The organism is Blastomonas sp. UPD001, assembly GCF_003426715.1.
Taxonomy (GTDB): Bacteria; Pseudomonadota; Alphaproteobacteria; order Sphingomonadales; family Sphingomonadaceae; genus Blastomonas.
The window spans coordinates 64,690-85,676 of the sequence record NZ_QKVT01000001.1; the positions used below are offsets into that span (position 1 = coordinate 64,690).

A 20,987-nucleotide genomic window follows, 5' to 3' on the forward strand; every position below is an offset into this window, starting at 1 on the left:
CTAAAGGAGAGGGGTTTTTCAGGGAGATTTGACATGTCCGAAGTTCTGACCCTCGCCGACGATGGCGTGCTCATCATCACCATCAACCGGCCCGAGGCCAAGAACGCGGTCAACCGCGCGGTGGCCGAAGGCGTCGCTGCGGCGATGGAAGAGCTCGATGCCAATGACGCGCTGCGCGTCGGCATCATCAAGGGGGCAGGCGGCACCTTCTGCTCGGGCATGGACTTGAAGGCCTTTCTCACCGGAGAACTGCCGACGGTGAAAGGCAAGGGTTTCGCCGGTTTCGTCGAATCGCCGCCCAAAAAGCCGCTGATTGCCGCGGTCGATGGCTATGCGCTCGCGGGCGGAATGGAGGTCGCGATCACCTGCGACCTGCTCGTCGCCAATAGCGGCGCGCAGTTCGGCATTCCCGAAACCAAGCGCGGCCTCGCTGCCGCAGCGGGCGGCCTGATGCGCCTGCCGCGCCAGATTCCGCCGCGCATCGCGATGGAACTGGCGCTGACCGGCGATTTCATCTCGGCGCAGCGCGGCTACGAGATCGGCTTCGTCAACCGCGTGGTCGAAGGCCCGGCGATCGACGGCGCGCTCGAACTGGCGCACAAGATCAGCGCCAACGGCCCGCTCGCGGTGCGCGTCTCCAAGCAGGTGATCGTCGAATCGCGCGGTTGGAGCGACGAGGAAATGTGGGCCAGGCAGCAGGCAATCGTCGGCCCCGTGATGACCTCGCAGGACGCGCGCGAGGGCGCCGCCGCCTTCGCGCAGAAGCGCGCGCCGAACTGGACCGGAAAGTAACCGTTGACGCCGCCGAAACGCATTGATTTCGGCGGCGAAAACCGGAACATGGGCTGGCAGGGTCGCGCCTGACTGGAGTGTTTCGTGATCCTGCTGCCCGCCCTTTTGCTTGCGGCCTCTCCCGCCGCCGCGCCCTGTCCCGACCGTACGGTCAACGCGAAGGCGCTTTGCGCCGATCGCGAGATCGCGAAGGGCTGGTCCGATGTCGAGACCGCGTTTGCCGCCTGGCAGAAGGTCGATCCGCGCAAGGCGGTGATCGCCGAGCGCCATGACGAGGCGCTCGCCGATCTGCGCCGGGGGTTCGAATATAGCGAGGACGACAGCCCGCAGACCGCCAATCCCGATATGATCGTCGAGAGCCTTGGCTATGTGAAGAGCGAGATCGAGGGGCTGACCAGGCTCGCCGCGTCGATCCGCACCCCCGCCGGGTTCGGGCCGGACTTGGCAAAGCAATGCCAGATCGGGGCGGTCGAGAATTGCGTGGTCGAATCTGCCGGTGTCCTTAACGCGGGTGAGGAAGGGCGCCGGCGTTCGGTCGCGTGGCAATATATGAGCGGGCTGGAGCCGGGCGGCGGCATCCCGCTGCGCGCCGCGATCGCCTGGGACATCACCGGCACTGCGCCGCAATTGATCGGCTTTACCACCACTGAGGGCGAGGCCTCGACCCCGCTGCTGATCGACGATGGCGAGAAATTGATGCTGCACATGCCGGCGCGCACCGCCGGGACGGGCGAAGGCAATGCCGACACGCTCTACCTGCTGCGCGGCGATGGCTGGGCCAATATCGGCATGAACGGCTGGAAAGAGGAGCTGCGCACGCGCCTGCCCAAGGGGCTGGGGCTGTGGAAGGGCGTCGAATATAGCCTGTACGGCATCAGCAGCTCGTTCTCGCTGTGGCGCGACACCGACGCCAATTGCTGCCCGACCGCAGGCGACGCCTATGCCAGCTTCAAGATCGTGAACGACCGGCTTGCCATCGATACGCTGGAGATCAACCCCGCGGCGGCGGTGCAGGTCAAGCCGCTGTCCTGCCCGATCCTGAAAGCGAGCTACCACTCGCCCTGGCCGACGCGCTTTTCGCTGCATTTCGAAAAGCCCGCGCTGCCGCCCAGCGCGCAGTCGGACCTGGTCGCGGTGCTCGAGCAGAAGGACGAGGACGACAAGCTCATCTTCCGCAAGTATTTCACCTTTGCCGGATCGAACGGCTTCGGTTCGACGACGCTGATCCCGGTCGATGGGCTTGGCGATGCGCAGAACCCGCCGCAGATGCTGCCGCAGGAAGATGGCGAGGAGGAGCTCTATTTCCATGCCTTTATCGGCGAGCCCAATGGCCTCAAATATGTCGCCGAACCCCCGATGGAGGACAGCCCCGCACCGCTTGGCGTGTTCATGCCCGATCTGGCGCGTTCGCTCTGGTACGACGGCATCCCCGCCCCCAAGGGCGGCCCGCCGATCCGCGTGGACATGCCGCGCGACATGTGGATGGGGGTTTGCGCGGAATAGGGGTGTTCAATGCCAGGCTGCAAGCGCACTTGCCAACCCACTCCGCTCAGCCTGAGCCTGTCGAAGGCCCCGCTATACGGCCAGCGTGGGCGCGGGTCCTTCGACGACGCGGGCTGCGCCCGCTGCTCAGGATGAGCGGAGGTAGGGTGCAGTCATGCTACAATGACGAGAAATCGATTATTCTGTATCTCCCCTCCCGCTTGCGGGAGGGGCAGGTTCAGCTTGCTGAACCGGGGTGGGCCTGAAACCGCAAAGAGGGTCCCACCCCGGCTTCGGCTACGCCTCAGCCACCCCTCCCGCAGGCGGGAGGGGAGAGGATACCGCCGTCTGCTGTCCGCTCATGATACCCCACGCGCTAGTTGTTGCGCTGCAGCAGGGCATAAGCTATGGGCGCGCCAGCAACAGGCGTGCCGGTGGACGGCGTGTCCGCGACCATCCCCCTGATACAGGCTATTTCCATGTCTCTTCGCAATATCGCCATCATCGCGCACGTCGATCATGGCAAGACCACCCTTGTCGACCAGCTGTTCCGTCAGTCCGGCACCTTCCGCGACAACCAGCGCGTCGAAGAGCGCGCGATGGATTCGAACGACCTGGAAAAAGAACGCGGCATCACCATTCTCGCCAAGTGCACCTCGATCGAGTGGGACAATGCCGGCGAGAAGACCCGCATCAACATCGTCGACACGCCCGGCCACGCCGATTTCGGCGGCGAGGTGGAGCGCATCCTGTCGATGGTCGATGGCGTGATCCTGCTGGTCGATGCCGCCGAAGGCGCGATGCCGCAGACCAAGTTCGTCACTGGCAAGGCGCTCGCGCTCGGCCTCAAGCCGATTGTCGTGGTCAACAAGATCGACCGTCCCGATGGTCGCCCGCAGGAAGTGCTGGACGAGGTGTTCGACCTGTTCGTCTCCTTGGACGCCAATGACGAGCAGCTCGATTTCCCCGTGCTCTTCGCCTCCGGCCGCAACGGCTATTGCGGCGACAGCCCCGAGGTGCGCGAAGGCACGCTGCAGCCGCTGTTCGAGAAGATCGTCGGTCATGTGCCCGCACCCAGCGCCGATCCCGACGGTCCGTTCAAGTTCCTGGTCACGCTGCTCGACCGCGACAATTTCCTCGGCCGCATCCTGACCGGCCTGGTCGCCAGCGGCACCGTGAAGACCAACCAGCAGATCCACGCGCTCGATCCCGAAGGCAATATCGTCGAAGCGGGCCGCGCCTCGAAGATCATGGCGTTCCGCGGGCTCGAGCGCGTTCCCGTCGAGCAGGCGAGCGCGGGCGACATCATCTCGATCGCCGGCCTCACCACCGCGACCGTCGCCAACACCATCTGCGACACGTCCGTCACCGAGCCGCTGCACGCGCAGCCGATCGATCCGCCGACGCTGTCGATGCGCTTTGCGGTCAATGACAGCCCGTTTGCCGGCCGCGAGGGCACCAAGGTGACCAGCCGCATGATCCGCGACCGCCTGATGCGCGAAGCCGAATCGAACGTGGCGATCAAGGTCACCGAATCGGCGGACAAGGACAGCTTCGAGGTCGCAGGGCGCGGCGAACTGCAGCTCGGCGTGCTGATCGAGACGATGCGCCGCGAAGGCTTCGAGCTCGGCATCTCGCGTCCGCGCGTGCTGTTCGGCGAGGACGAGAGCGGCAACCGTACCGAGCCCTATGAAACCGTCGTCATCGACGTGGACGACGAGCATTCGGGCACCGTCGTCGAGAAGATGGCGCTGCGCAAGGCCGAGATGACCGACATGCGCCCCTCGGGCGGTGGCAAGACCCGCATCACCTTCAGCGCCCCGTCGCGCGGGCTGATCGGCTATCATGGCGAATTCCTGTCCGACACGCGCGGCACCGGCATCATGAACCGCCTGTTCGAGAGATACGGACCGTACAAGGGCCCGATCGCGGGCCGTCCGGTCGGCGTGCTGATCTCGAACGGCACCGGCGACACCGTGGGCTATGCGCTCAACGCGCTGGAAGATCGCGGCAGCCTGTTCATCGGATCGGGCGTGCCCGTGTACGAGGGCATGATCATCGGCGAGAATGCCAAGCCCGAGGACCTCGAGGTCAACCCGATGAAGTCGAAGCAGCTGACGAACTTCCGTTCGACTGGCAAGGACGACGCCATCCGCCTGACCCCGCCGCGCCTGATGAGCCTGGAACAGGCGATCGCCTATATCGACGACGACGAAATGGTCGAGGTGACGCCCAAGACCATCCGCCTGCGCAAGCGCTGGCTCGACCCGAACGAGCGCAAGAAGCAGAGCCGGAAGAAGGAAGCGGCGTAAGCCCGACCCTCAGATGGAAACAAGAAGGGCCGGTGCAGCGATGCACCGGCCCTTTCTCGTGTCCACGACGGGACGGACCTATCGCCCCAGCAATATCCGCGCCTGGCTGGCGATCTGCGCCAGCATCGCGACGCTCGGGGCGGCGTCCATCCGGGCGCGGTCGACCAGGGTGCGGAACTGCTTGATGCGGGGCAGGTTGGCCTCGGTCCAGTTCGCGACATAGTCCTGCGGGTCGCCGCCCTGGGCGCGGGCGAGGAAATCGAGGCGCATCTGCTGGAAGTCGCGGGCGAGGCCCGAGACCAGCAGCCGCTCCCACGGATCGCTGGGAGTCATCCGCGCCGCGGTCATCTGCGTCCAGTCGAGGCCGAGCGTCGCGCCCAGATCGGCAAAGGCGTGCGTCAGCGGCAGCGGGCCGGTGCCGCTATGGCTGGCAAGGTTGGCAAGCCCCGCCGCGCCATCGAGACCGGTCAACCGCACGATATGCGCGGCATGGCTCGGTGCGGCGCCCTGCGCGGTCAGATCCTGCGCCTGGCGCGCGGCCTGGAGCCGCGCCTCGGCGTTGAGCAGATTGTCCATGCCCGCGATCAGCGCATCGACCCCGGGCTTCAGCGCAGCGACGATCTCGCCGGGCATCAGGCCATCGGCGCTGGCGCGCAGCACGTCGGCGATATGGACGCGCACGATGTTGGCGGTGGCATCGAACAGCATCAGGCGGACCTGTTCGTCCATCTGGGTACTGTCGAACTCCGCCCAGATCGCGGGCAGCGCGAACAGGCGTTCGGCCGCGACAAAGGCGCAGGCGACATCGCCCAGCGTGCAGCCTTCCTCTTCGGCCAGCTCGAACGGGTGGATCAGGCCCAGCCGGTTGATCATGCGGTTGGCGAGCTTGGTCGCGATGATCTCGCCGCGCAGCTGGTGCTGCATCAGGATGTCGCCATAAGCCTCGCGCATCTGCGGCGGGAAGGCAGCGAGCAGCTCGGGCCGCATCGTCGGATCATCGGCGAGCGGAATGCGCTCGATCGCGTCCTGCAGCGCCAGCTTGGCGGTCGAGAGCAGCACCGCGAGCTCGGGCCGGGTCAGGCCATGACCCTCCTGCGCGCGCCGCTTGAACGTGGCATTGTCGGCCAGTCCCTCGACCTTGCGGTCGAGCCGGCCCTGTTCCTCGAAATTCTCGATGAGGCGCAGATAGCTGGGCAGCGCACGCGTTCCGCCCTTCTCGGCGATCGAAAGCCCCAGCGCCTGCAGACGGTTGTCCTCGAGCACCAGGCTGGACACATCGTCGGTCATGGAAGCGAGCAGCGTGTTGCGCGATGCTTCGTCGAGCAATCCGGCGCGCATCACGGCGGCCAGGCCGATCTTGATGTTCACCTCGTTGTCCGAACAATCGACCCCGGCGGAATTGTCGATGAAATCGGTGTTGATGCGTCCGCCGAGCATCGAGAAGGCGATGCGCGCGGCCTGGGTGACACCGAGGTTTGCGCCTTCGCCGACGACCTTGCAGCGCAGCTGTTCGGCGTTGATGCGCAATGGATCGTTCGAAGGATCGCCGACGTCGATATTGTTCTCCGACGCGGCCTTGATGTACGTGCCGATGCCGCCGAACCAGATCAGGTCGACCTGCGAGCGCAGGATCGCGGAGATCAGCGCGGCGGGTTCGATCTCGTCCTGATCGATGCCCAGCATCGCCTTGACCTCGGGGGTCAGGGGTATCGCCTTCATCGATCGGGGGAACACGCCGCCGCCCTTCGAGATCAGCGCCTTGTCATAATCGTCCCAGCTCGACCGTGGCAGCGCGAACATCCGCGCGCGCTCCTCCCAGCTCTTGGCCGGATCGGGATCGGGATCGAGGAAGATATGGCGGTGGTCGAACGCGGCGACCAGTTTGATCGCTTTCGACAGCAGCATGCCGTTGCCGAACACGTCGCCCGACATGTCGCCGCAGCCGGCGACGCGGACGGGATCGGTCTGCACATCGACGCCCATTTCGGCGAAATGGCGCTGGACAGAGACCCAGCCGCCCTTGGCGGTGATACCCATCGCCTTGTGGTCGTAGCCCTGCGATCCGCCCGAGGCGAACGCATCGCCGAGCCAGAAGTTGAACTCCGCTGCGATGGCATTGGCGGTATCGCTGAAGGTTGCGGTGCCCTTGTCGGCGGCGACGACGAAATACGGGTCCTCGCCATCATGCACTACGACATCGGCCGGGTGCACCACCTTGCCGTCGACGATATTGTCGGTGACCGACAGCAGCGTGCGAATGAAGGTCTTGTAGGCTTCCTTGCCGCCGTTCAGCCAGCCGTCGCGATCGGTCGCAGGATCGGGCAGCTGCTTGGGAAAGAAGCCGCCCTTGGCACCGGTGGGCACGATGACCGCGTTCTTGACGCGCTGCGCCTTCATCAGGCCGAGCACCTCGGTGCGAAAATCGTCGCGCCGGTCGGACCAGCGCAGCCCGCCGCGTGCGACGGGGCCGGCGCGCAGATGGATGCCCTCGACCTGCGGCGAATAAACGAACATCTCGCGCCAGGGCAGCGGGGCAGGGAGGCCGGGCACCTTGGCGCTCTCGATCTTCATGACCATCGCGAGCTTCGCCGCCGGAGCAAAGGCGTTGGTACGCAGGATCGCCATGACCAGCGCGCGCAGCATGCGCAGCAGCCGGTCATCGTCGATCGCGGACACCTGCGTGAGGCCGGTGTTGATCGCGGCGAGGTTCGCCTCGGTCGCCGCCTCGCGGTCGCCGGTGAACGCGGGGTCGTGCCGCGCGATGAACAGCGCGACCAGCGCATGCGCGACATCGGGCGCATCGTGCAGCGCATCGACCATCGTGCCGATGCCATAGGGCAGGCCCGCCTGGCGCAGATAGCGATACCAGGCGCGCAGCCAGATCACCGCGCGCTGTTCCAGCCCGGTCGCGGCGATCAGCCGGTTGAACGGATCGTTCTCTGCCTTGCCCTCGAGCGTGCCCGAAATCGCCGCCTCGATCGCCGCGGCGCGTTGCAACAGCGCCTCGACATCGCCCTGGCCGCGCAGGCTCAGCAGGAAATCGTGGATATGCCCGCCATCGGCGCCGCCCATCTGGGTCGGGATTTCCTCGAGCACGTCGAAGCCGAAATTCTCGAGCACGGGCACCGTCTCGGACAGCGGGATCGCGCCCGCCTGGCTGTAGAGCTTCAGCCGCAGGTTCTGCGCCGCGTCGAGGCTCTTGCGATACAGGCGCGCGCCGTGCTGCTCGGGCCCTTCGAGATTGCGCAGCCGCAGGATATCGAGCGCGGCCTCCTGCGGGCCGTAATCGGTGCGATAGGCCATCGGGAACTGCGCAGCATAGCGGCTGGCGAGCGCAGCGGCGCGGCTTTCCTCGCCCTGCGCGATCAGCGCTTCCTCGACCGAGGGCTCCCAGCCGCGCACCATCGCGCGCAGCGCCGCGTCGAGCGCGGCATCGTCGACCTTGTGCTCGCCATCGCGCACGTCGAGCACATAGCGCAGCAGCGCGATCTCGCCGTCCTCGAGCGAGATCGACCAGCTCAGCGTCTTGCCGCCCGAGGCTTCGACCAGCATCCGCTCGATCGCGACGCGGCGTCCGGTCGAAACCTCGTCGCGCGGCAGCCAGGCAAAGACGAACAGGTGACGCTTGAGCGACGACTGGACGGTGACCAGCTTCGAGCGCGGGCGATCAGCCAGCGACATCGCGGTGAGCGCGACGCGCTCCAGATTTTCCAGGCTGAACGCGATCAGCAGATCGTGCGGCAGCGCGGTGAGCGCATGCGACAGCGCCTTGCCGGCATGACCGTTGGGGGCAAAACCGAACTTGTCCATCAGCAGCTTCAAGTGCGCGCGCAGCACCGGCACGCGCTCGGGCGCGGCGGCGAGCGCGGCGCTGGTCCAGATGCCGCCATGCACCGACAAGGCGGAGACGCGGCCATCCTCCCAGATCGGCAGGATGATGAGGTCGAGCGGCGCGCGGCGGTGCACGGTCGAGATGAAGTTCGACTTGATGATCAGCGGCGCGGCCTTGCCGCTTTCGAACCAGGCAAAGGCGCGCTCGAACGAATGCGCCGCAAGCAGCTGACGCTCCTCGCCCGCCATCCGCGCCAGGCCCAGCGGGGCTTCGGTCGCGCCGTCGCGGCGATAGCGCAGATGCGCAAGCTGGGTCATGTTGCGGTCGAGGAACCAGCGCAGCAGCGCCGCGCCTTCGCCATCGGCCATCGCCGCGGCATCGGCAGCCATCGCCGCCTGCAGCATCGGCCAGTCGGTCACCGCCGCGCGCACATCGGCCATCGCGGAAAGCAGCGCGGCCTCGAGCGCCTTGCGCTGCCGGGCATCGGCGCGCTCGACCTCGAGATAGACCACGGACTCGCGCCGCTCGCCGGGGGCTTCGTCGGTATAGATTTCGCTCAGCAGTCCATCGGCATCGCGGCGCAGCGCGACCACCGGATGGATCACGCGGTCGATCGCCAGGCCGAAGCGCGAGATGGTCGCTGCGATGGAATCGACCAGGAAGGGCATGTCGTCGTTGATGATCGCCAGCCGCATGTGCCGGTGGCCCGCCGCGCCGGGGATCGATTCGATCGCGAGCATGGTATCGGCCGAAGGACGGCACGCCATCGCCCGCAGCGCGAAATCGGCGGCCTGCTTGCTCGCCTCCGCGTCAAAGCCCTCATTTTCGCCCGGCAGCGCCCCTTTGAGGAACGCGTCGCTCAGCGTCTGGCGAAGGTTTTCATGCTGTCTGGGATCGGAAAACGGGGTGCTGGACGGCGCGTCTGCATCGGACGCAGCATTCTGGATGTCGGCCATGGGTTCCTCGTGCCCCGCGTGCGCGCTGGTTTGCCGCCTCTTTATGGGGTCTGCTGCCCAGGCTTATGCGCCATCGCACGCGGCTTCTCAAGCGCACAGCCGCGGGACGCCGCCAGAATGACGTAATTTTCTTTCAGGCGGTCGATTAAATGTTACGAGGCTTGCAGATAGCCGCTGGGTCTCAACCCGCGATCTTGCGCAGGATGCGGTCGGCCACTGGATCGTCCTCGCCGATCATGCCGATCACGCCCAGTTGGCCGTTGGCATCGCGCCGCGCCACCAGCACCGCAAACTCGCTGTCGCCCAGGTCGACGGCGCTGACCGGGAGCGAAGGGGCAGCGCGCAGCCGCTGGCGCGTCTCGTGCTTGCGGCAGAGCTTCTCCGCATCCTCGTCGCGCGCGCGGCGCGCCTTGCGCTCGATCTGGACGATCGCCTTGAGCCCGCCGGGTTGCTGCGCGAGCAGATCGGCCAAGCCGCCGCGCGGCACGTCGCGGCGCATGGCATGGGCGAGCACGCACGCATATTCGGCGAGCCGCGTCTTGTCGTAGCTGGTGCCGAAGACCAGCTTGACCAGCGGCGTCATCGGCGCGCGCGCCTGCGCGGTGATACCGCTCTCGGCCAGCAGCGCGGCATAATCGTCGGGGCGGCCGCGCGCGGCGAGCGCGAAATCATAGGCGCGGCCGATGGCGGCATAGAGCGCCTGGCGCGAGCGGTCCTCGTTGGCGAGCGCCGCCTCGACATGCGCGCGCGCGAAATCGAGCAGGTCGGCGAGCGCCTCGTCGCCGCCGGGCAGTTCGGCTACCGGAAACGCATTGGCCGCCGGCTCTTCCTCGATCCCGCCAAAGCCGACCTCGATCAGGCCGTCCGAAATATCGTCGAACATCGCATAGCCATCGAGCGACAGCGGCTCGTCGATCGCCTCGCCGCCGATCTCGCCGGGCGCCAGATTCTGTGCGGGATCGTCTTCCCAGACCGGCAGCGCGGGCTTGCGCGGGCTCTGCTTCACCGCCTCGTCGATCTGCAGGATCAGTTCTTCGGTGAGCTTGCGGTCGGCCATCTCCTTCCAGTTGATCACGCCATAGACGAAGTCGATCGTATCGTCGTCGGTGGAGAAGGGAAGCAGGATGCCGCGATACATGATCGTCGATCCGCGATCGTTGACATATTCGGCCTCGAATCCGATCGGCGCCTGGTTGGCCAGGATCTGCATGTAATGGTCGGTGATTCGCGACAGCAGCGACCGGCCCGGGACCTCGTCGAGATAGGCGATCGCCTCGGGCAGGTTGCTCTCCTCGCGCAGCGCCTTGCCGATGAACGGGATCGCGGGGTTCTCGATTCCGGAGGTGAAATCGAGCAGTACGCTGTGCGGACCGAAGTCCTCGATATTCTCCGGATCGAGATCTTCGATCGACGGAAAAACGCGGCTTCCCAGCAGCTTGGCCCAATAATTATAGGCGCGCACATGCATGCGCCGCTCGTCGCTGCCAAAGGCCTGAGGCGGGTCCATCAGCGCCTCGTCATCGCTGTCCGCCTGCACCGATGCGAGCTGCGCATCGTCTGCGTCGTCATGGCTGTGCCCGCCATCGCGATATCCGCGCAGAGTATCCATGGATTGGTCCCGTCAAAGTGTCTTGCGGGCAATGTCTCGCATGGAGGTAAATCTAGGGTTAATTGAGCCCTGCGAATGCGTTAGCCACAATCGCGCTGTCGTGCCCGACGTTCATCGGCCCCGCACTGCCGCTCCGCGCGAGCAACCCGCGCAACGCATCTTGCATCCTGGCCGCGCTGCTGATAACGGCTCCGCTCGCACCGGCCAAAACCAGGCCCGCGCGCCGCTTTAGCTCAGTTGGTAGAGCACATCATTCGTAATGATGGGGTCACGTGTTCGAGTCACGTAAGCGGCACCATTGCACCTTCCCAAAACGTTGCAAATCCTCGATTTTATGCGGGTTTCGGGCTATATTGCCCCTAACTGGAATCTCGTTTTGTTCCGAGTGATGTCACCAAGTCTCGAAAAATAGGGGGCAAATCTGGGGGCAACGAGCGAGGAAGAAAGGCGTTGCCCCCAAATGCCCTTGAAAGCCCCAGAAATCCGTGGGTTTCAGCCAGCTGATACCCCTTACCGCAAAACGGATCAAAATGGGCTGTATTTGGAGATTCGGCCTGGCGGTTCGAAGCTCTGGTATTGCAAGTTTCGGATCCAAGGCATCGAGAAGCGGTTGTCGCTCGGGGCCTGGCCCGAGGTTTCATTGGCAGAAGCAAGGGAGAAAAGGGATAATGCCCGCAGACAAATCCGGGCAGGGGAAGATCCGCTTCATTCCCGCAAAATGGAGAAGATCAGGAGCCGATTGTCGGCTGGGAACAGTTTTCAGTCCGTGGCCGAGGACCTTATTGCTGTCCGGTTCGTCGCCAGCAAGAAAGCAGAGGCCACCATCGAAAAAGCTCGCTGGTATCTCTCGCATTTGACGCCAGCCATCGGCCCCCGGCCCATCGATGCGATCGAGCCCGCTGAGCTCCTGGTGGTGCTCAAGAAAATCGAGAAGGCAGGCAAGCGCGAAACCGCTGTCCGAACCAGGGCCTTTGCCAGCCGCGTGTTTCGGCATGGGGTTGCGATGGCGCTGTGCAAACATGATCCCGCAGCCATGCTTGGCGGGGCTCTGGCCACGCCGATCGTGACGCATCATGCTGCTGTGCTCGAACCGCATCTGCTGGGAGAGGTGCTGCGCTCCATTGATGAATATGCCGGAAGCATTGTCGTGAAAATTGCGATGCAACTGTTGCCGCACGTGTTCCTTCGTCCTGGTGAGCTACGACAGGGCAGATGGATCGAGGTCGATTTTGACGAGGCAGTCTGGCGGATCCCTGCAGAACGCACCAAGCTGCGTCGGCCCCACAGCGTTCCGTTGTCACTGCAGTCTGTGAAGCTACTCAAGGTGCTTCGCGAGCATACCGGCTGGCGGGACTATATGTTCCCTGCCCAGAGCTCGCTCAAGAAGCCGATGTGCGAGAATGCAATGAATTCCGCTTACCGCCGAATGGGGTTCGGCAAGGACGTGGTGACCTCCCATGGATTTAGGGCAACTGCCAGCACTTTGTTGAATGAAAGCGGAAAATGGCATCCCGACGCTATCGAACGCGCCCTTGCCCATGGGCACAGTAATGCCGTGCGAGGTGCATATGCTAGAGGCCAGTACTGGGATGAGCGCGTTGCGATGGCACAATGGTGGAGCGACTACCTGGATCGGATTTCTGTAGGCGCGCAGGTCGTTCCGATGATGAAAGGCGCCAGCGGCTGATTTGACCTGCTCGCGATCAGGTGATGCGCAGTACCCCGCGCAACCGGCCCGGCCCGTACTCGCCGCACGCCATCGCGCCGTCATCGGGATCGACCACCGTGATGCCATCCGCCCTAAGCCGTGCGACATTGCGCTGGGTCGCCGCATGCTGCCACATACGCACGTTCATCGCCGGAACCGCGAGCACGGGCGTATCGGTCGCCAGCAGCACCGTCGTCGCCAGGCTGTCCGAGATGCCCGCCGCCATCTTGGCGAGCAGGTCGGCGGTCGCGGGGCAGACCACGATCAAATCGGCCTCGCGGCTGAGCTGGATATGCCCCATCTCGGTCTCGTTCTTGAGATCCCAGAGCGTCGTGAACACCTCGTTCTCGCTCAAGGCCGCGAGCGTCATCGGGGTGATGAACTGCGCGCCGCCATCGGTCAGCACGCAGCGCACGCTCATGCCTGCCTTGCGGATCAGCCGGATCAGCTCGCACGCCTTGTACGCCGCGATGCCGCCGCCGACGATGAGCAGGATATGGGGTGGTTTCATAGGGCAAGATGGTCCTTTAGCGCTGCGCGGATGGCGCGCTGATCATCTGGAGCCAGCTGGCCTGCCGCGATCGCGCCATCGACCGCGACCGAATGGAACTTCATCCGCACCTTGCTGGGCTTGTGCAACCCTGCGCTCGCCGGATCGACCAGCACGACATCGCCGGGCCAGGGACTTACGGCTTCTCTGGTGATCATGGCCAGTGATGCCACGCCAGTATCAGCGATGAACTGTGCCGGAGAAAGCACCAGCGCAGGGCGCAAGCGCACGCGTTCCTGATCCACAAACGGGAACTCGATGACGAGCAGATCGAATTGACGCAAGGCGGAGGGCACCAAGAATGCGTACTCCTAAAGATCAGCCCAATAGGCGTCTTCTTCCTCGCTGAACCATTCGGGCATCGACAGCTTCATCATCTCGACCCATTCCGCATCGATGGTAGCGCGGGCCGGCTTTTCGCGCGCCATCACCGCCTCGCCATCGCGCAGCTCGAACCGGACATGATCGCCCGCCTTGAGGCCGAGCGCCTCGCGCACGTCCTTGGGCACGGTGATCTGGTGCTTGCTGGTGAGCCTGCCGCTTTTCATGGCGATACAGCTAAACCTCTGCATGCAGACGGTCAACGATAGTGCCAGCTTTCGAGCAGCCGCGAGGTGCCGGGGCGATACGGCTTGCCATAGGCATCGGCGGGCCGCGTCTCGCCGCAGCGATAGAGCGGCCCTGCGACCAGGCGCCTGCGGTACAGGCCGGTCAGCACGATGGCATGGACGAGCGCGCACAAAGCGACGCCGGTCAGTTGGCCCACGCGCCCCTCGATCAGCAGCGAGCCATGGGGGATAAAGTCGGACAGGCGAATCAGGCCGATGGCGTGCGCGCACAGCATCGCCGCCGCCAGAGCGGCGAGGTGATCGCGCATCCGCAACAGGGTGAAGGACAGGAACATGCGATCCGCCTACACGCCGCGCAGAGGGCGCGCTGTGCGGCAGATCGCAGTCAGGCGAAAATCACGCGGCGACCGCGCGCAGCCCTTCGATGAAGTGCGGGATGTTCGCGTCGGTGAACCCGGCAATGTTGATCCGGCCCGATCCCGCCATGTACACGCCCCAGTCGGCGCGCAGCGCGGCGATCTGGTCGGGGGTCAGCTGAAGGACCGAAAACAGCCCGTTCTGCTGGCCGACCGCAGCCAGATTGACCGATCCGATCGACTGGTACGACGCCAGCCTGTCGCGCACGCTGCGCATCCGCTCGCGCATCGAATCGAGCTCGGCGAGCCAGATCTTGGTCAGCCCCTCGTCTTCGAGCACGATCCGCACCGCAGCCGCGCCGTGATCGGGCGGCATCGACCAGTTGGCGCGGGCGAGCGCGGCGAGATTGGACTGGATCGCGGGCTGCTGCTCGGCGCTTTCGGTCATCACATAGAGCGCTCCGACGCGCTCGCGATACAGGCCGAAATTCTTGTCGCAGCTATAGGCGATCAGCGCCTCGGGCACCTTGGCGAGCACCGCGCGCAGGCCATAGCCGTCCGCCTCGAAACCATGGCCCAGGCCGTGATAGGCCAGATCGATCAGCGGGAAGAGCCGCTTGGCCGCGACCGTCTCGGCAATCTGCTGCCATTGCGCTTCGCTGTAATCCGCGCCGGTGGGGTTGTGGCAGCAGCCGTGCAGGAGCACCGCATCGCCCGCATCGGCCTTGTCCAGCGCGGCTTCGAGCGAGGTGAAGTCGAGCTTCTGCGTCGCCACGTCGAGATGGCGGAAGGTTTCGCAGGCCAGCCCCACCGCGCTCAGGATCTGGGCGTGATTCGGCCAGCTCGGCGTGCCCATCCAGATCCGCTTGACGCCCGCCTTAAGCAGCAGGTCTGCCGCCAGCCGGACCGCGCCGGTGCCGCCTGGGGTCTGCAGCCCGTCGATGCGACCCGCGGGGTCGAAATCACCTAGCATCCAGGGCATGATCGCGCGGACAAAGCCCATATCGCCTTCGGGGCCGAGATAGCTCTTGCTGTCCTGGCCATCGAGCAGCCGCGCCTCGGCTGCCTTGATCGCCTTGAACACCGGGGTGGCACCATCGGCGGTGCGATAGACGCCCACGCCCAGGTCGATCTTGGTCGGGCGGTCATCGGCCGCATAAAGCTTGATCAGCGCGAGCAGCGCATCGGCCGGTTGCGCCTTCAATAGTTCCAGCACGGGTCAATCCCCCATTTCAGCTATGAATATTGCCGGAAGAGCCGTTCCGGCGTCAGGAAAATGCGCGAGCCTCCATGCCGACCGATGCGCGCCGGGGCAAGGCAAAAAGGCCGGTTGCCGCACCATGTACGACAACCGGCCCTCGATTTTGCCCTTTTGGCAGTTGCGACCCTGCGGGCTATGTCTGCCGCGAAGCGGTTCGTCAGAAGGGGACGAAATTGCGCTTGCGGGTGAATTTCATGTAACCGGCATTGACACCGAGACGCAGGCCCAGCCCCATGCGCACCGGGATCAGCACCACATCGCCGCGGCGCAGATAGCTGGTGTGGAATCCGCCGACCAGATAGGCTGCGCCCTCGCCCGCGCCGAAGCGCTTGTACAGGTCCTCGGTGTCGTAGAGATTGTAGACCAGCACGAAGGTGTTGCCGGCATTGGCCCCGGCATCGAAACCGATCGAAGGGCCGGTCCAGTAGACGGGCCGGTCGCCCTCGATCTTGTGGTGCAGCGTGCCCGATCCGTAGCGCAACCCGACGACGAACGCGCCCGACGCCTCGCGCCCGACGATATAGCCATTGGGCTCGCCCTGCTTGCGCAAGATGTCCTCGATTAGCCCGGCCAGCCCCTCGGCCCCCTTGCCGAACACGCCCTCGGCCGCGCCGATCAGATCGTCCTTCTGATAACCGTTGCCCGCAACCGCAGGGACCGTGGCCGCCGGCGTGCCGCTCTCGGGCACGGTAGGCAGGGTTTCGTCGCTGCTGCTGGTGGTGCCGGTCGTCCCGTCGTCGGGCTGGCCATAATCATAGCCGCCATCCAGCGGCGCCTCGGTCACCGGCTCGGTGTTGCTGCCGGGCCGCGAAGGTGCCAGGTCGGCATCGATCGCCTCGTTGGGGTCAACCGTCCTGACCTGGGCCGATGCCGGGTCGGTCATCGGCCCGGCCCCCAGCCCCCATGTCGCCAGGGCGACGATCGCCAGACCCTGTCCGAACCAGCCCTTTGCCATGCTTGCCTCCCGCCTGTGCATCATTAACCACAATCGCCGCATTCTTGGGGCCAAGACAATGAATGGGCGATGACCCGAGTCGATGACGCGGCGACCCGAGTCCGATTTGCGACAAATGCCGTTGAAACCGTCATTTGCGGGCCATCCGCACAAATCGGCAGGACGCCGGCCGAAAGCGAACTTAACCGGTTGATCCCCGCCCCACCCGCCGCTATAGCGCGCTCTGGCCAATCGACCGGCCCCGTAGCTGGGGCAAGCAAGCATCGACATGCTGCCATGCGGAGACGTGGGTGAGTGGCTGAAACCAACGGTTTGCTAAACCGTCGTACTGGTAAATCCGGTACCGAGGGTTCGAATCCCTCCGTCTCCGCCACCTACTAATCCCACAACATCCCTGATCGGTTCCGAAAGTCCAGCTTCCCTGCGGGTTACGCTGGTGATTCGGATCCCTGTGTGTCCCACGTCGTCCAGACCGACATTTTTGCCAATGTGGGAACAAATTTTATGATCAGGTCCATGGAAACGACTTCGAACACCGGTCCGGAAGGCAAGGCTCAGTCCAGCCGCCGTGTCAGTTTTGGCGACGGCCTTTTTCGCTATGAAAGACCGGGAGGGACCAGCAGTTGGGTCTGCCGGGTGCAGCACAAGGGCCACCGTAGAGATTTCGGCCTGGGCAGCTGCAAAACGGTTGGACTGGACGAAGCGCGCGAGCGGGCGCTTGTGGTACGCCGTCAGGTCGAACAGGGCTACGATCCACAGTTCGAGCGGCGCAAGGTCGAGGCCGTGCCCAACTTCAAGGACGCGGCGCAGAAGGTCTTCGACATTCATTCGAAGACCTGGCGCAATGGCAAGCACCACGGCCAGTGGATGCGCACCATGGAGATGTACGCTTTCCCGCAGCTGGGCAAGATGAGGGTGGATCGGATCACCGGTCCGATGATCCGCGACGTGCTCATGGAAATCTGGCTGGCCAAGCCCGAGACAGCACGGCGGGTGCGCCAGCGGATCGGGATGGTGCTCGATTGGGCATATGCTTCCGGCTATCGTGAGAGCGAGGCTCCCATGCGGGCAATCACCAAGGGCCTGCCCCGTCAGCCGCGCCGTGATGGTCACTTCCCGGCCATGCCCTACGAAAAGGTGCCCAAGTTCATCCAGAAGCTGCGCGCCCGGGAATCGTTCAGCCGCTTGGCCCTTGAATTTGCCATTTTCACCGCCGCCAGATCGGGCGAGGTGCGCGGCATGACCTGGGATGAGGTTGACTTGGAAAGTGGCCTCTGGACGCTCCCTAAGGAGCGTATGAAGGCATTCCGCGAACACGTCGTGCCGCTCAGCCCTCGGCCGATGCGGATCATCCGCCGCTGCGCCCAGCTGCGGCTGCGGGAATCGCCCTATGTGTTTCCCGGCTTCAAGAACAATCGGCCCCTGTCCGACATGACGCTGTCCAAGCTCATGAAGGAGATGTGTCAGCCTTACACCCCGCACGGGTTCCGCTCATCGTTCCGCGATTGGGTGAGCGAAGAGACGAACCATCCGAGCGACGTTGCCGAAGCCGCCCTCGCCCATATGGTCGCCAACAAGACCGAAGCGGCCTACCGGCGCGGCAACCTGCTGGAAAAGCGCCGGGTCATGATGGCCGAATGGGCCGCGTACTGCGACAAGGAAAGTTGAGGTGCCCCGCCTGTCGCGCGCAGAGCGCAGGCGCTTGCGCAGGTTCGAGCAAGCGGTCGAGCGGATGGAGCCGCTTGACCGGGAAATCTTCCTCGGCATCCGCGTCGATGAGCTGACGTACCGCCAACTGGCCACCAAGCACGGGATGACCTTGCAACAGGTCGAACAGCATTTTGCCAATGCCCTGTTCGTGCTGATGCAGATGCCGACCGAGAAGCCGCCAGACTGGTGGCAGTTCTGGCGATGAGGGCCAGCTTCGACCTTGCCAAGTGTCTGTCATCTCTACAGGGTGGCTGAAGTCATGCGCACCGATATCGATCATCTTCCTGCCAACAAGCAGCGCGAGCTTGAGCGCGTGAAGCAGATCATCTTCGAGGAGTTCGAGGACGCGCTCGCGCTCGCCACGAACAAATGGAAGAAGAAGGGCCGGATCGAGAAGCTGATCCTTTATGGCAGCTATGCGCGCGGCGGCTGTCAGCAACAACAGCGTCTCGATTGCCGATATCGCGACGCTGATCGGCAGCGTCCACGCTTCGCTTTCCGGCCTTGGCGACGCACCGGAGCCGGAGCCGCAGCCGGAGCAGAAGCCGGCGGTGTCAGTCCGCTCTTCTATCAAGCCCGATTATCTGGTCTGCCTGGAGGACGGCAAGCAGGTCAAAATGCTCAAGAGCTATCTGCGCACCAACTTCAACATGACGCCCGAGGAATACCGCGCGAAGTGGAACCTGCCCAAAGGCGTCAGCAATGTCATCGGATATGCCGGGACGGGGAAAAGCGCGATGCTGGGGGTTGCGCGCGAGGCATGGGAGCGTGCTGGCTATACGGTACAGGGTGCAGCCCTATCGGGCATTGCAGCCGAGGGGCTGGAGCATGGCTCCCGCATCCCGTCGCGCACACTCGCCAGCCTGGAGCACCAATGGGCGCAGGGCAGAGAGCAGCTTACCAGCAGGCACATCCTCGTCATCGACGAAGCTGGCATGCTGGGTACGCGGCAGATGGAGCGCGTCATATCCGAAGCCGAGCGCGGTGGTGCGAAAGTCGTTATGGTCGGCGATCCCCAGCAGTTGCAGGCGATCGAGGCCGGCGCTGCGTTCCGGGCAGCCGCCGAGCGACATGGCGCGGTCGAGATCGCATCGATCCGGCGGCAGCAGATTGACTGGCAGAGGGAGGCGACGCGCGAGCTTGCCACTGGCAGGACGGGCCAAGCGCTTGGTCGCTATGATGAGGCAGGACACGTCCATGTTGCCGAGACACGCGAGGCTGCGCGTGCCGAGCTCGTCGATGCCTGGGATTGCGATCGGCAGGCCAAACCCGATGCTAGCCGGATTATCCTTACACATACCAATGACGAGGTCCGCGCCCTCAATGAAGCGGTGCGTGAGAAGGTGCGCGCGAGTGGCGATCTGGGCGAGGACGTTGCGCTGAAGGTCGAGCGTGGGCAGCGCCAGTTTGCCGATGGTGATCGGGTCATGTTCCTCAAGAACGAACGCTCGCTGGGCGTGAAGAATGGATCGCTTGGCACGGTCGAAAGCGTCAGCGCTCTGCGCATGTCGGTAAAGCTCGACGATGGAAAGGCGGTGGCGTTCGATCTGAAGGACTATGCGCATCTGGATCACGGCTATGCCGCGACCATCCACAAGGCGCAGGGCATGACCGTCGATCAGGTCAAGCTGCTGGCAACGCCTGGCATGGACAGCCATGGGGCTTACGTCGGGCTGTCACGGCACCGGACCCAGGTCGATCTGCACTACGGCAAGGATGACTTTGTCGATCGGAAAGCGCTCACCCGCACGCTCAGCCGAGAGCGGGGCAAGGATATGGCGAGCGATTACGCGCAGCAGCCGGAGAAGGCAGCGGAGCAGCAGCCGCAGCGTGAGGCGCGCGCCGGGCTGAAGGTCAGCCGCAGGGGTCATCTTGCCGACCTGCTCAAGGGCGCAACTCTCGCGCCGCAGCGCGAGCCAGTCGCACAGGCCAGAGCGAAAGTTACCTTGCCGGAACAGGCGAGCGACAAGCAGGTGTTCGACAAGGCCGTGCAGCGGTTCGCGCGGGTGGCGCAGGACATTGTTGCCATGCGCGACAAGGGGCTTCAGCCGCTCGCCTCGCAGCGCACTGCGCTGGATAAAGCCGGGGCGGAGCTAAATGCACTAAGGCCCGATAGCTTTGGCGATCTGCGCAAAGCGGTGAACCGGGATCTGAGCCTGATCCCCGAGGCGGTGAAGGGCAAGACCGATCGGGCGATCCAGGCGATGGAGCAGCAGGCGAAATTGCGCATCGAGGCGCAGCGCGTTGCCGCTGCCAATGAACGGCGGGCAGACGCATTTGTCGATCAGTGGCAGCGGCAATCTCAGCAATATCGGGCGCTGCGCAAGAATGGCAGTGCGGCGGCTTCGGACAAGGTCCGGGCGTCGCTTGTCGGTATGGCCAAGGGCCTTGAGCGCGATCCGCAGCTTGAGTCGGCGCTGGCCAACCGGCGTCCGCAGCTGGGGCTGGACGCTATGAGCACGAAAACGCTGTCTCAGGACCTCCAGAGATCACTCGGCATCTCGCGCGGGCTCGGCATGGGCATGTAGCTGTGCGGGATGGAAGATGCTGAGCCTGCGCCCACCGCTGACGAAATCCCGCTGGAGCAGGCGCTGGACGCGGTTGCGCGGCGGCTGGCCGGGGTGACTGCTGCGGTCCCCCTGCCGGCTTCAAAAAAGATTGGTACCGCAATGCATGAATATCCCCTCTCCTCTTCGTCTCCGCTGTCCATCGAGCCGATCACCATGAGGGTTCCCGATGCCTGCCGCTTCACTGGCATAAGCCGAAGCACCCTGTACCTACTGATCGCGCGAGGTGAGGTCGAGGTAATCAAACTGGGTTCTGCCACCCTTGTGCTGACTGAAAGCTTGCGCCAGTTGATTGAGCGTCATCGCCATCCCGGATCGAGCCTCAATA

Annotated in this window: 15 protein-coding genes, 2 tRNA genes and 2 pseudogenes; 11 read left to right on the plus strand and 8 right to left on the minus strand. The window is 64.6% G+C overall.

Annotated features, from left to right (window positions below; all coding sequences use genetic code 11):
* The first annotated feature begins 33 nt into the window (after positions 1-33).
* The 3 genes from DM995_RS00320 (at position 34) to typA (ending at position 4,586) form a co-directional block, all read left to right on the plus strand.
* Complete coding sequence (locus DM995_RS00320) at positions 34-792, plus strand: crotonase/enoyl-CoA hydratase family protein (RefSeq protein ID WP_116968118.1); 759 nt, start codon at positions 34-36, stop codon at positions 790-792.
* A gap of 84 nt (positions 793-876) precedes the next feature.
* Positions 877-2,295 carry a hypothetical protein gene (locus DM995_RS00325; RefSeq protein ID WP_116968119.1) on the plus strand — a complete coding sequence of 473 codons (1,419 nt, stop codon included), beginning with the start codon at positions 877-879 and terminating at the stop codon, positions 2,293-2,295.
* Between the two features lie 458 nt (positions 2,296-2,753).
* Complete coding sequence (typA, locus tag DM995_RS00330) at positions 2,754-4,586, plus strand: translational GTPase TypA (protein ID WP_116968120.1); 1,833 nt, start codon at positions 2,754-2,756, stop codon at positions 4,584-4,586.
* A gap of 78 nt (positions 4,587-4,664) precedes the next feature.
* On the opposite strand, the gene DM995_RS00335 is transcribed toward typA, so the two are convergent.
* Both DM995_RS00335 and DM995_RS00340 read right to left on the minus strand, forming a co-directional pair.
* Positions 4,665-9,374, minus strand: coding sequence for an NAD-glutamate dehydrogenase (locus DM995_RS00335; RefSeq protein WP_116968121.1), 4,710 nt, complete (start codon positions 9,372-9,374; stop codon positions 4,665-4,667).
* Positions 9,375-9,555: 181 nt separating this feature from the next.
* Positions 9,556-10,983 (minus strand): PAS domain-containing protein, encoded by a 1,428-nt coding sequence (locus tag DM995_RS00340; RefSeq protein ID WP_232823950.1) that lies wholly within the window; start codon positions 10,981-10,983, stop codon positions 9,556-9,558.
* A gap of 222 nt (positions 10,984-11,205) precedes the next feature.
* On the opposite strand from DM995_RS00340, the gene DM995_RS00345 reads away from it, so the two are divergent.
* Positions 11,206-11,281 (plus strand) — tRNA-Thr (locus tag DM995_RS00345).
* Positions 11,282-11,443: 162 nt separating this feature from the next.
* Entirely contained in the window at positions 11,444-12,670 is a 1,227-nt protein-coding gene (locus tag DM995_RS00350) for a tyrosine-type recombinase/integrase (protein WP_116968122.1), read from the plus strand.
* A gap of 40 nt (positions 12,671-12,710) precedes the next feature.
* Here DM995_RS00350 and DM995_RS00355 read toward each other — a convergent pair.
* The 6 genes and pseudogenes from DM995_RS00355 to DM995_RS00380 all read right to left on the minus strand — a co-directional run.
* A pseudogene (locus DM995_RS00355) lies at positions 12,711-13,202 on the minus strand (flavoprotein); the annotation flags it as partial.
* The gene (locus DM995_RS00360; protein ID WP_232824467.1) at positions 13,199-13,537 is read right to left on the minus strand and encodes a type II toxin-antitoxin system PemK/MazF family toxin; all 339 of its coding nucleotides are present in this window, start codon (positions 13,535-13,537) and stop codon (positions 13,199-13,201) included. The pseudogene DM995_RS00355 and the gene DM995_RS00360, both read right to left, overlap by 4 nt.
* Before the next feature lie 15 nt (positions 13,538-13,552).
* Positions 13,553-13,789 carry an AbrB/MazE/SpoVT family DNA-binding domain-containing protein gene (locus DM995_RS00365; RefSeq protein ID WP_023836735.1) on the minus strand — a complete coding sequence of 79 codons (237 nt, stop codon included), beginning with the start codon at positions 13,787-13,789 and terminating at the stop codon, positions 13,553-13,555.
* Between the two features lie 32 nt (positions 13,790-13,821).
* Positions 13,822-14,145, minus strand: coding sequence for a hypothetical protein (locus tag DM995_RS00370; protein WP_116968124.1), 324 nt, complete (start codon positions 14,143-14,145; stop codon positions 13,822-13,824).
* A gap of 61 nt (positions 14,146-14,206) precedes the next feature.
* Positions 14,207-15,382: an amino acid aminotransferase gene (locus tag DM995_RS00375; protein WP_198669203.1), complete on the minus strand. Its 1,176-nt coding sequence runs from the start codon at positions 15,380-15,382 to the stop codon at positions 14,207-14,209.
* A 202-nt stretch (positions 15,383-15,584) separates the two neighbouring features.
* Entirely contained in the window at positions 15,585-16,382 is a 798-nt protein-coding gene (locus tag DM995_RS00380; protein ID WP_116968125.1) for a DUF1134 domain-containing protein, read from the minus strand.
* A 280-nt stretch (positions 16,383-16,662) separates the two neighbouring features.
* Here DM995_RS00380 and DM995_RS00385 point away from each other — a divergent pair.
* From DM995_RS00385 to DM995_RS22700, 6 genes and pseudogenes are all read left to right on the plus strand, one after another.
* Positions 16,663-16,755 (plus strand) — tRNA-Ser (locus DM995_RS00385).
* Positions 16,756-16,898: 143 nt separating this feature from the next.
* The gene (locus DM995_RS00390; protein ID WP_116968126.1) at positions 16,899-18,050 is read left to right on the plus strand and encodes a tyrosine-type recombinase/integrase; all 1,152 of its coding nucleotides are present in this window, start codon (positions 16,899-16,901) and stop codon (positions 18,048-18,050) included.
* 64 nt (positions 18,051-18,114) lie between these two features.
* Positions 18,115-18,297, plus strand: a complete 183-nt coding sequence (locus DM995_RS22695) for a sigma factor-like helix-turn-helix DNA-binding protein (protein WP_116968127.1) — start codon at positions 18,115-18,117, stop codon at positions 18,295-18,297.
* Between the two features lie 54 nt (positions 18,298-18,351).
* Positions 18,352-18,522, plus strand: a pseudogene (locus DM995_RS22030) (nucleotidyltransferase); the annotation flags it as partial.
* Entirely contained in the window at positions 18,500-20,620 is a 2,121-nt protein-coding gene (locus DM995_RS00405) for an AAA family ATPase (protein WP_116968128.1), read from the plus strand. The pseudogene DM995_RS22030 and the gene DM995_RS00405, both read left to right, overlap by 23 nt.
* A gap of 9 nt (positions 20,621-20,629) precedes the next feature.
* On the plus strand, positions 20,630-20,987 hold a 358-nt coding region (locus tag DM995_RS22700), incomplete at its 3' end, for a helix-turn-helix domain-containing protein (RefSeq protein WP_353653338.1).

Excerpts from the sequence above, each read along its gene's own strand:
- DM995_RS00320 (WP_116968118.1), top strand. The coding sequence starts at position 34 with ATGTCCGAAGTTCTGACCCTCGCCGACGATGGCGTGCTCATCATCACC.
- typA (WP_116968120.1), top strand. The coding sequence starts at position 2,754 with ATGTCTCTTCGCAATATCGCCATCATCGCGCACGTCGATCATGGCAAG.
- DM995_RS00335 (WP_116968121.1), bottom strand. The coding sequence starts at position 9,374 with ATGGCCGACATCCAGAATGCTGCGTCCGATGCAGACGCGCCGTCCAGC.
- DM995_RS00340 (WP_232823950.1), bottom strand. The coding sequence starts at position 10,983 with ATGGATACTCTGCGCGGATATCGCGATGGCGGGCACAGCCATGACGAC.
- DM995_RS00350 (WP_116968122.1), top strand. The coding sequence starts at position 11,444 with ATGCCCTTGAAAGCCCCAGAAATCCGTGGGTTTCAGCCAGCTGATACC.
- DM995_RS00365 (WP_023836735.1), bottom strand. The coding sequence starts at position 13,789 with ATGAAAAGCGGCAGGCTCACCAGCAAGCACCAGATCACCGTGCCCAAG.
- DM995_RS00370 (WP_116968124.1), bottom strand. The coding sequence starts at position 14,145 with ATGTTCCTGTCCTTCACCCTGTTGCGGATGCGCGATCACCTCGCCGCT.
- DM995_RS00380 (WP_116968125.1), bottom strand. The coding sequence starts at position 16,382 with ATGGCAAAGGGCTGGTTCGGACAGGGTCTGGCGATCGTCGCCCTGGCG.
- DM995_RS00390 (WP_116968126.1), top strand. The coding sequence starts at position 16,899 with ATGGAAACGACTTCGAACACCGGTCCGGAAGGCAAGGCTCAGTCCAGC.
- DM995_RS22695 (WP_116968127.1), top strand. The coding sequence starts at position 18,115 with ATGGAGCCGCTTGACCGGGAAATCTTCCTCGGCATCCGCGTCGATGAG.
- DM995_RS00405 (WP_116968128.1), top strand. The coding sequence starts at position 18,500 with ATGGCAGCTATGCGCGCGGCGGCTGTCAGCAACAACAGCGTCTCGATT.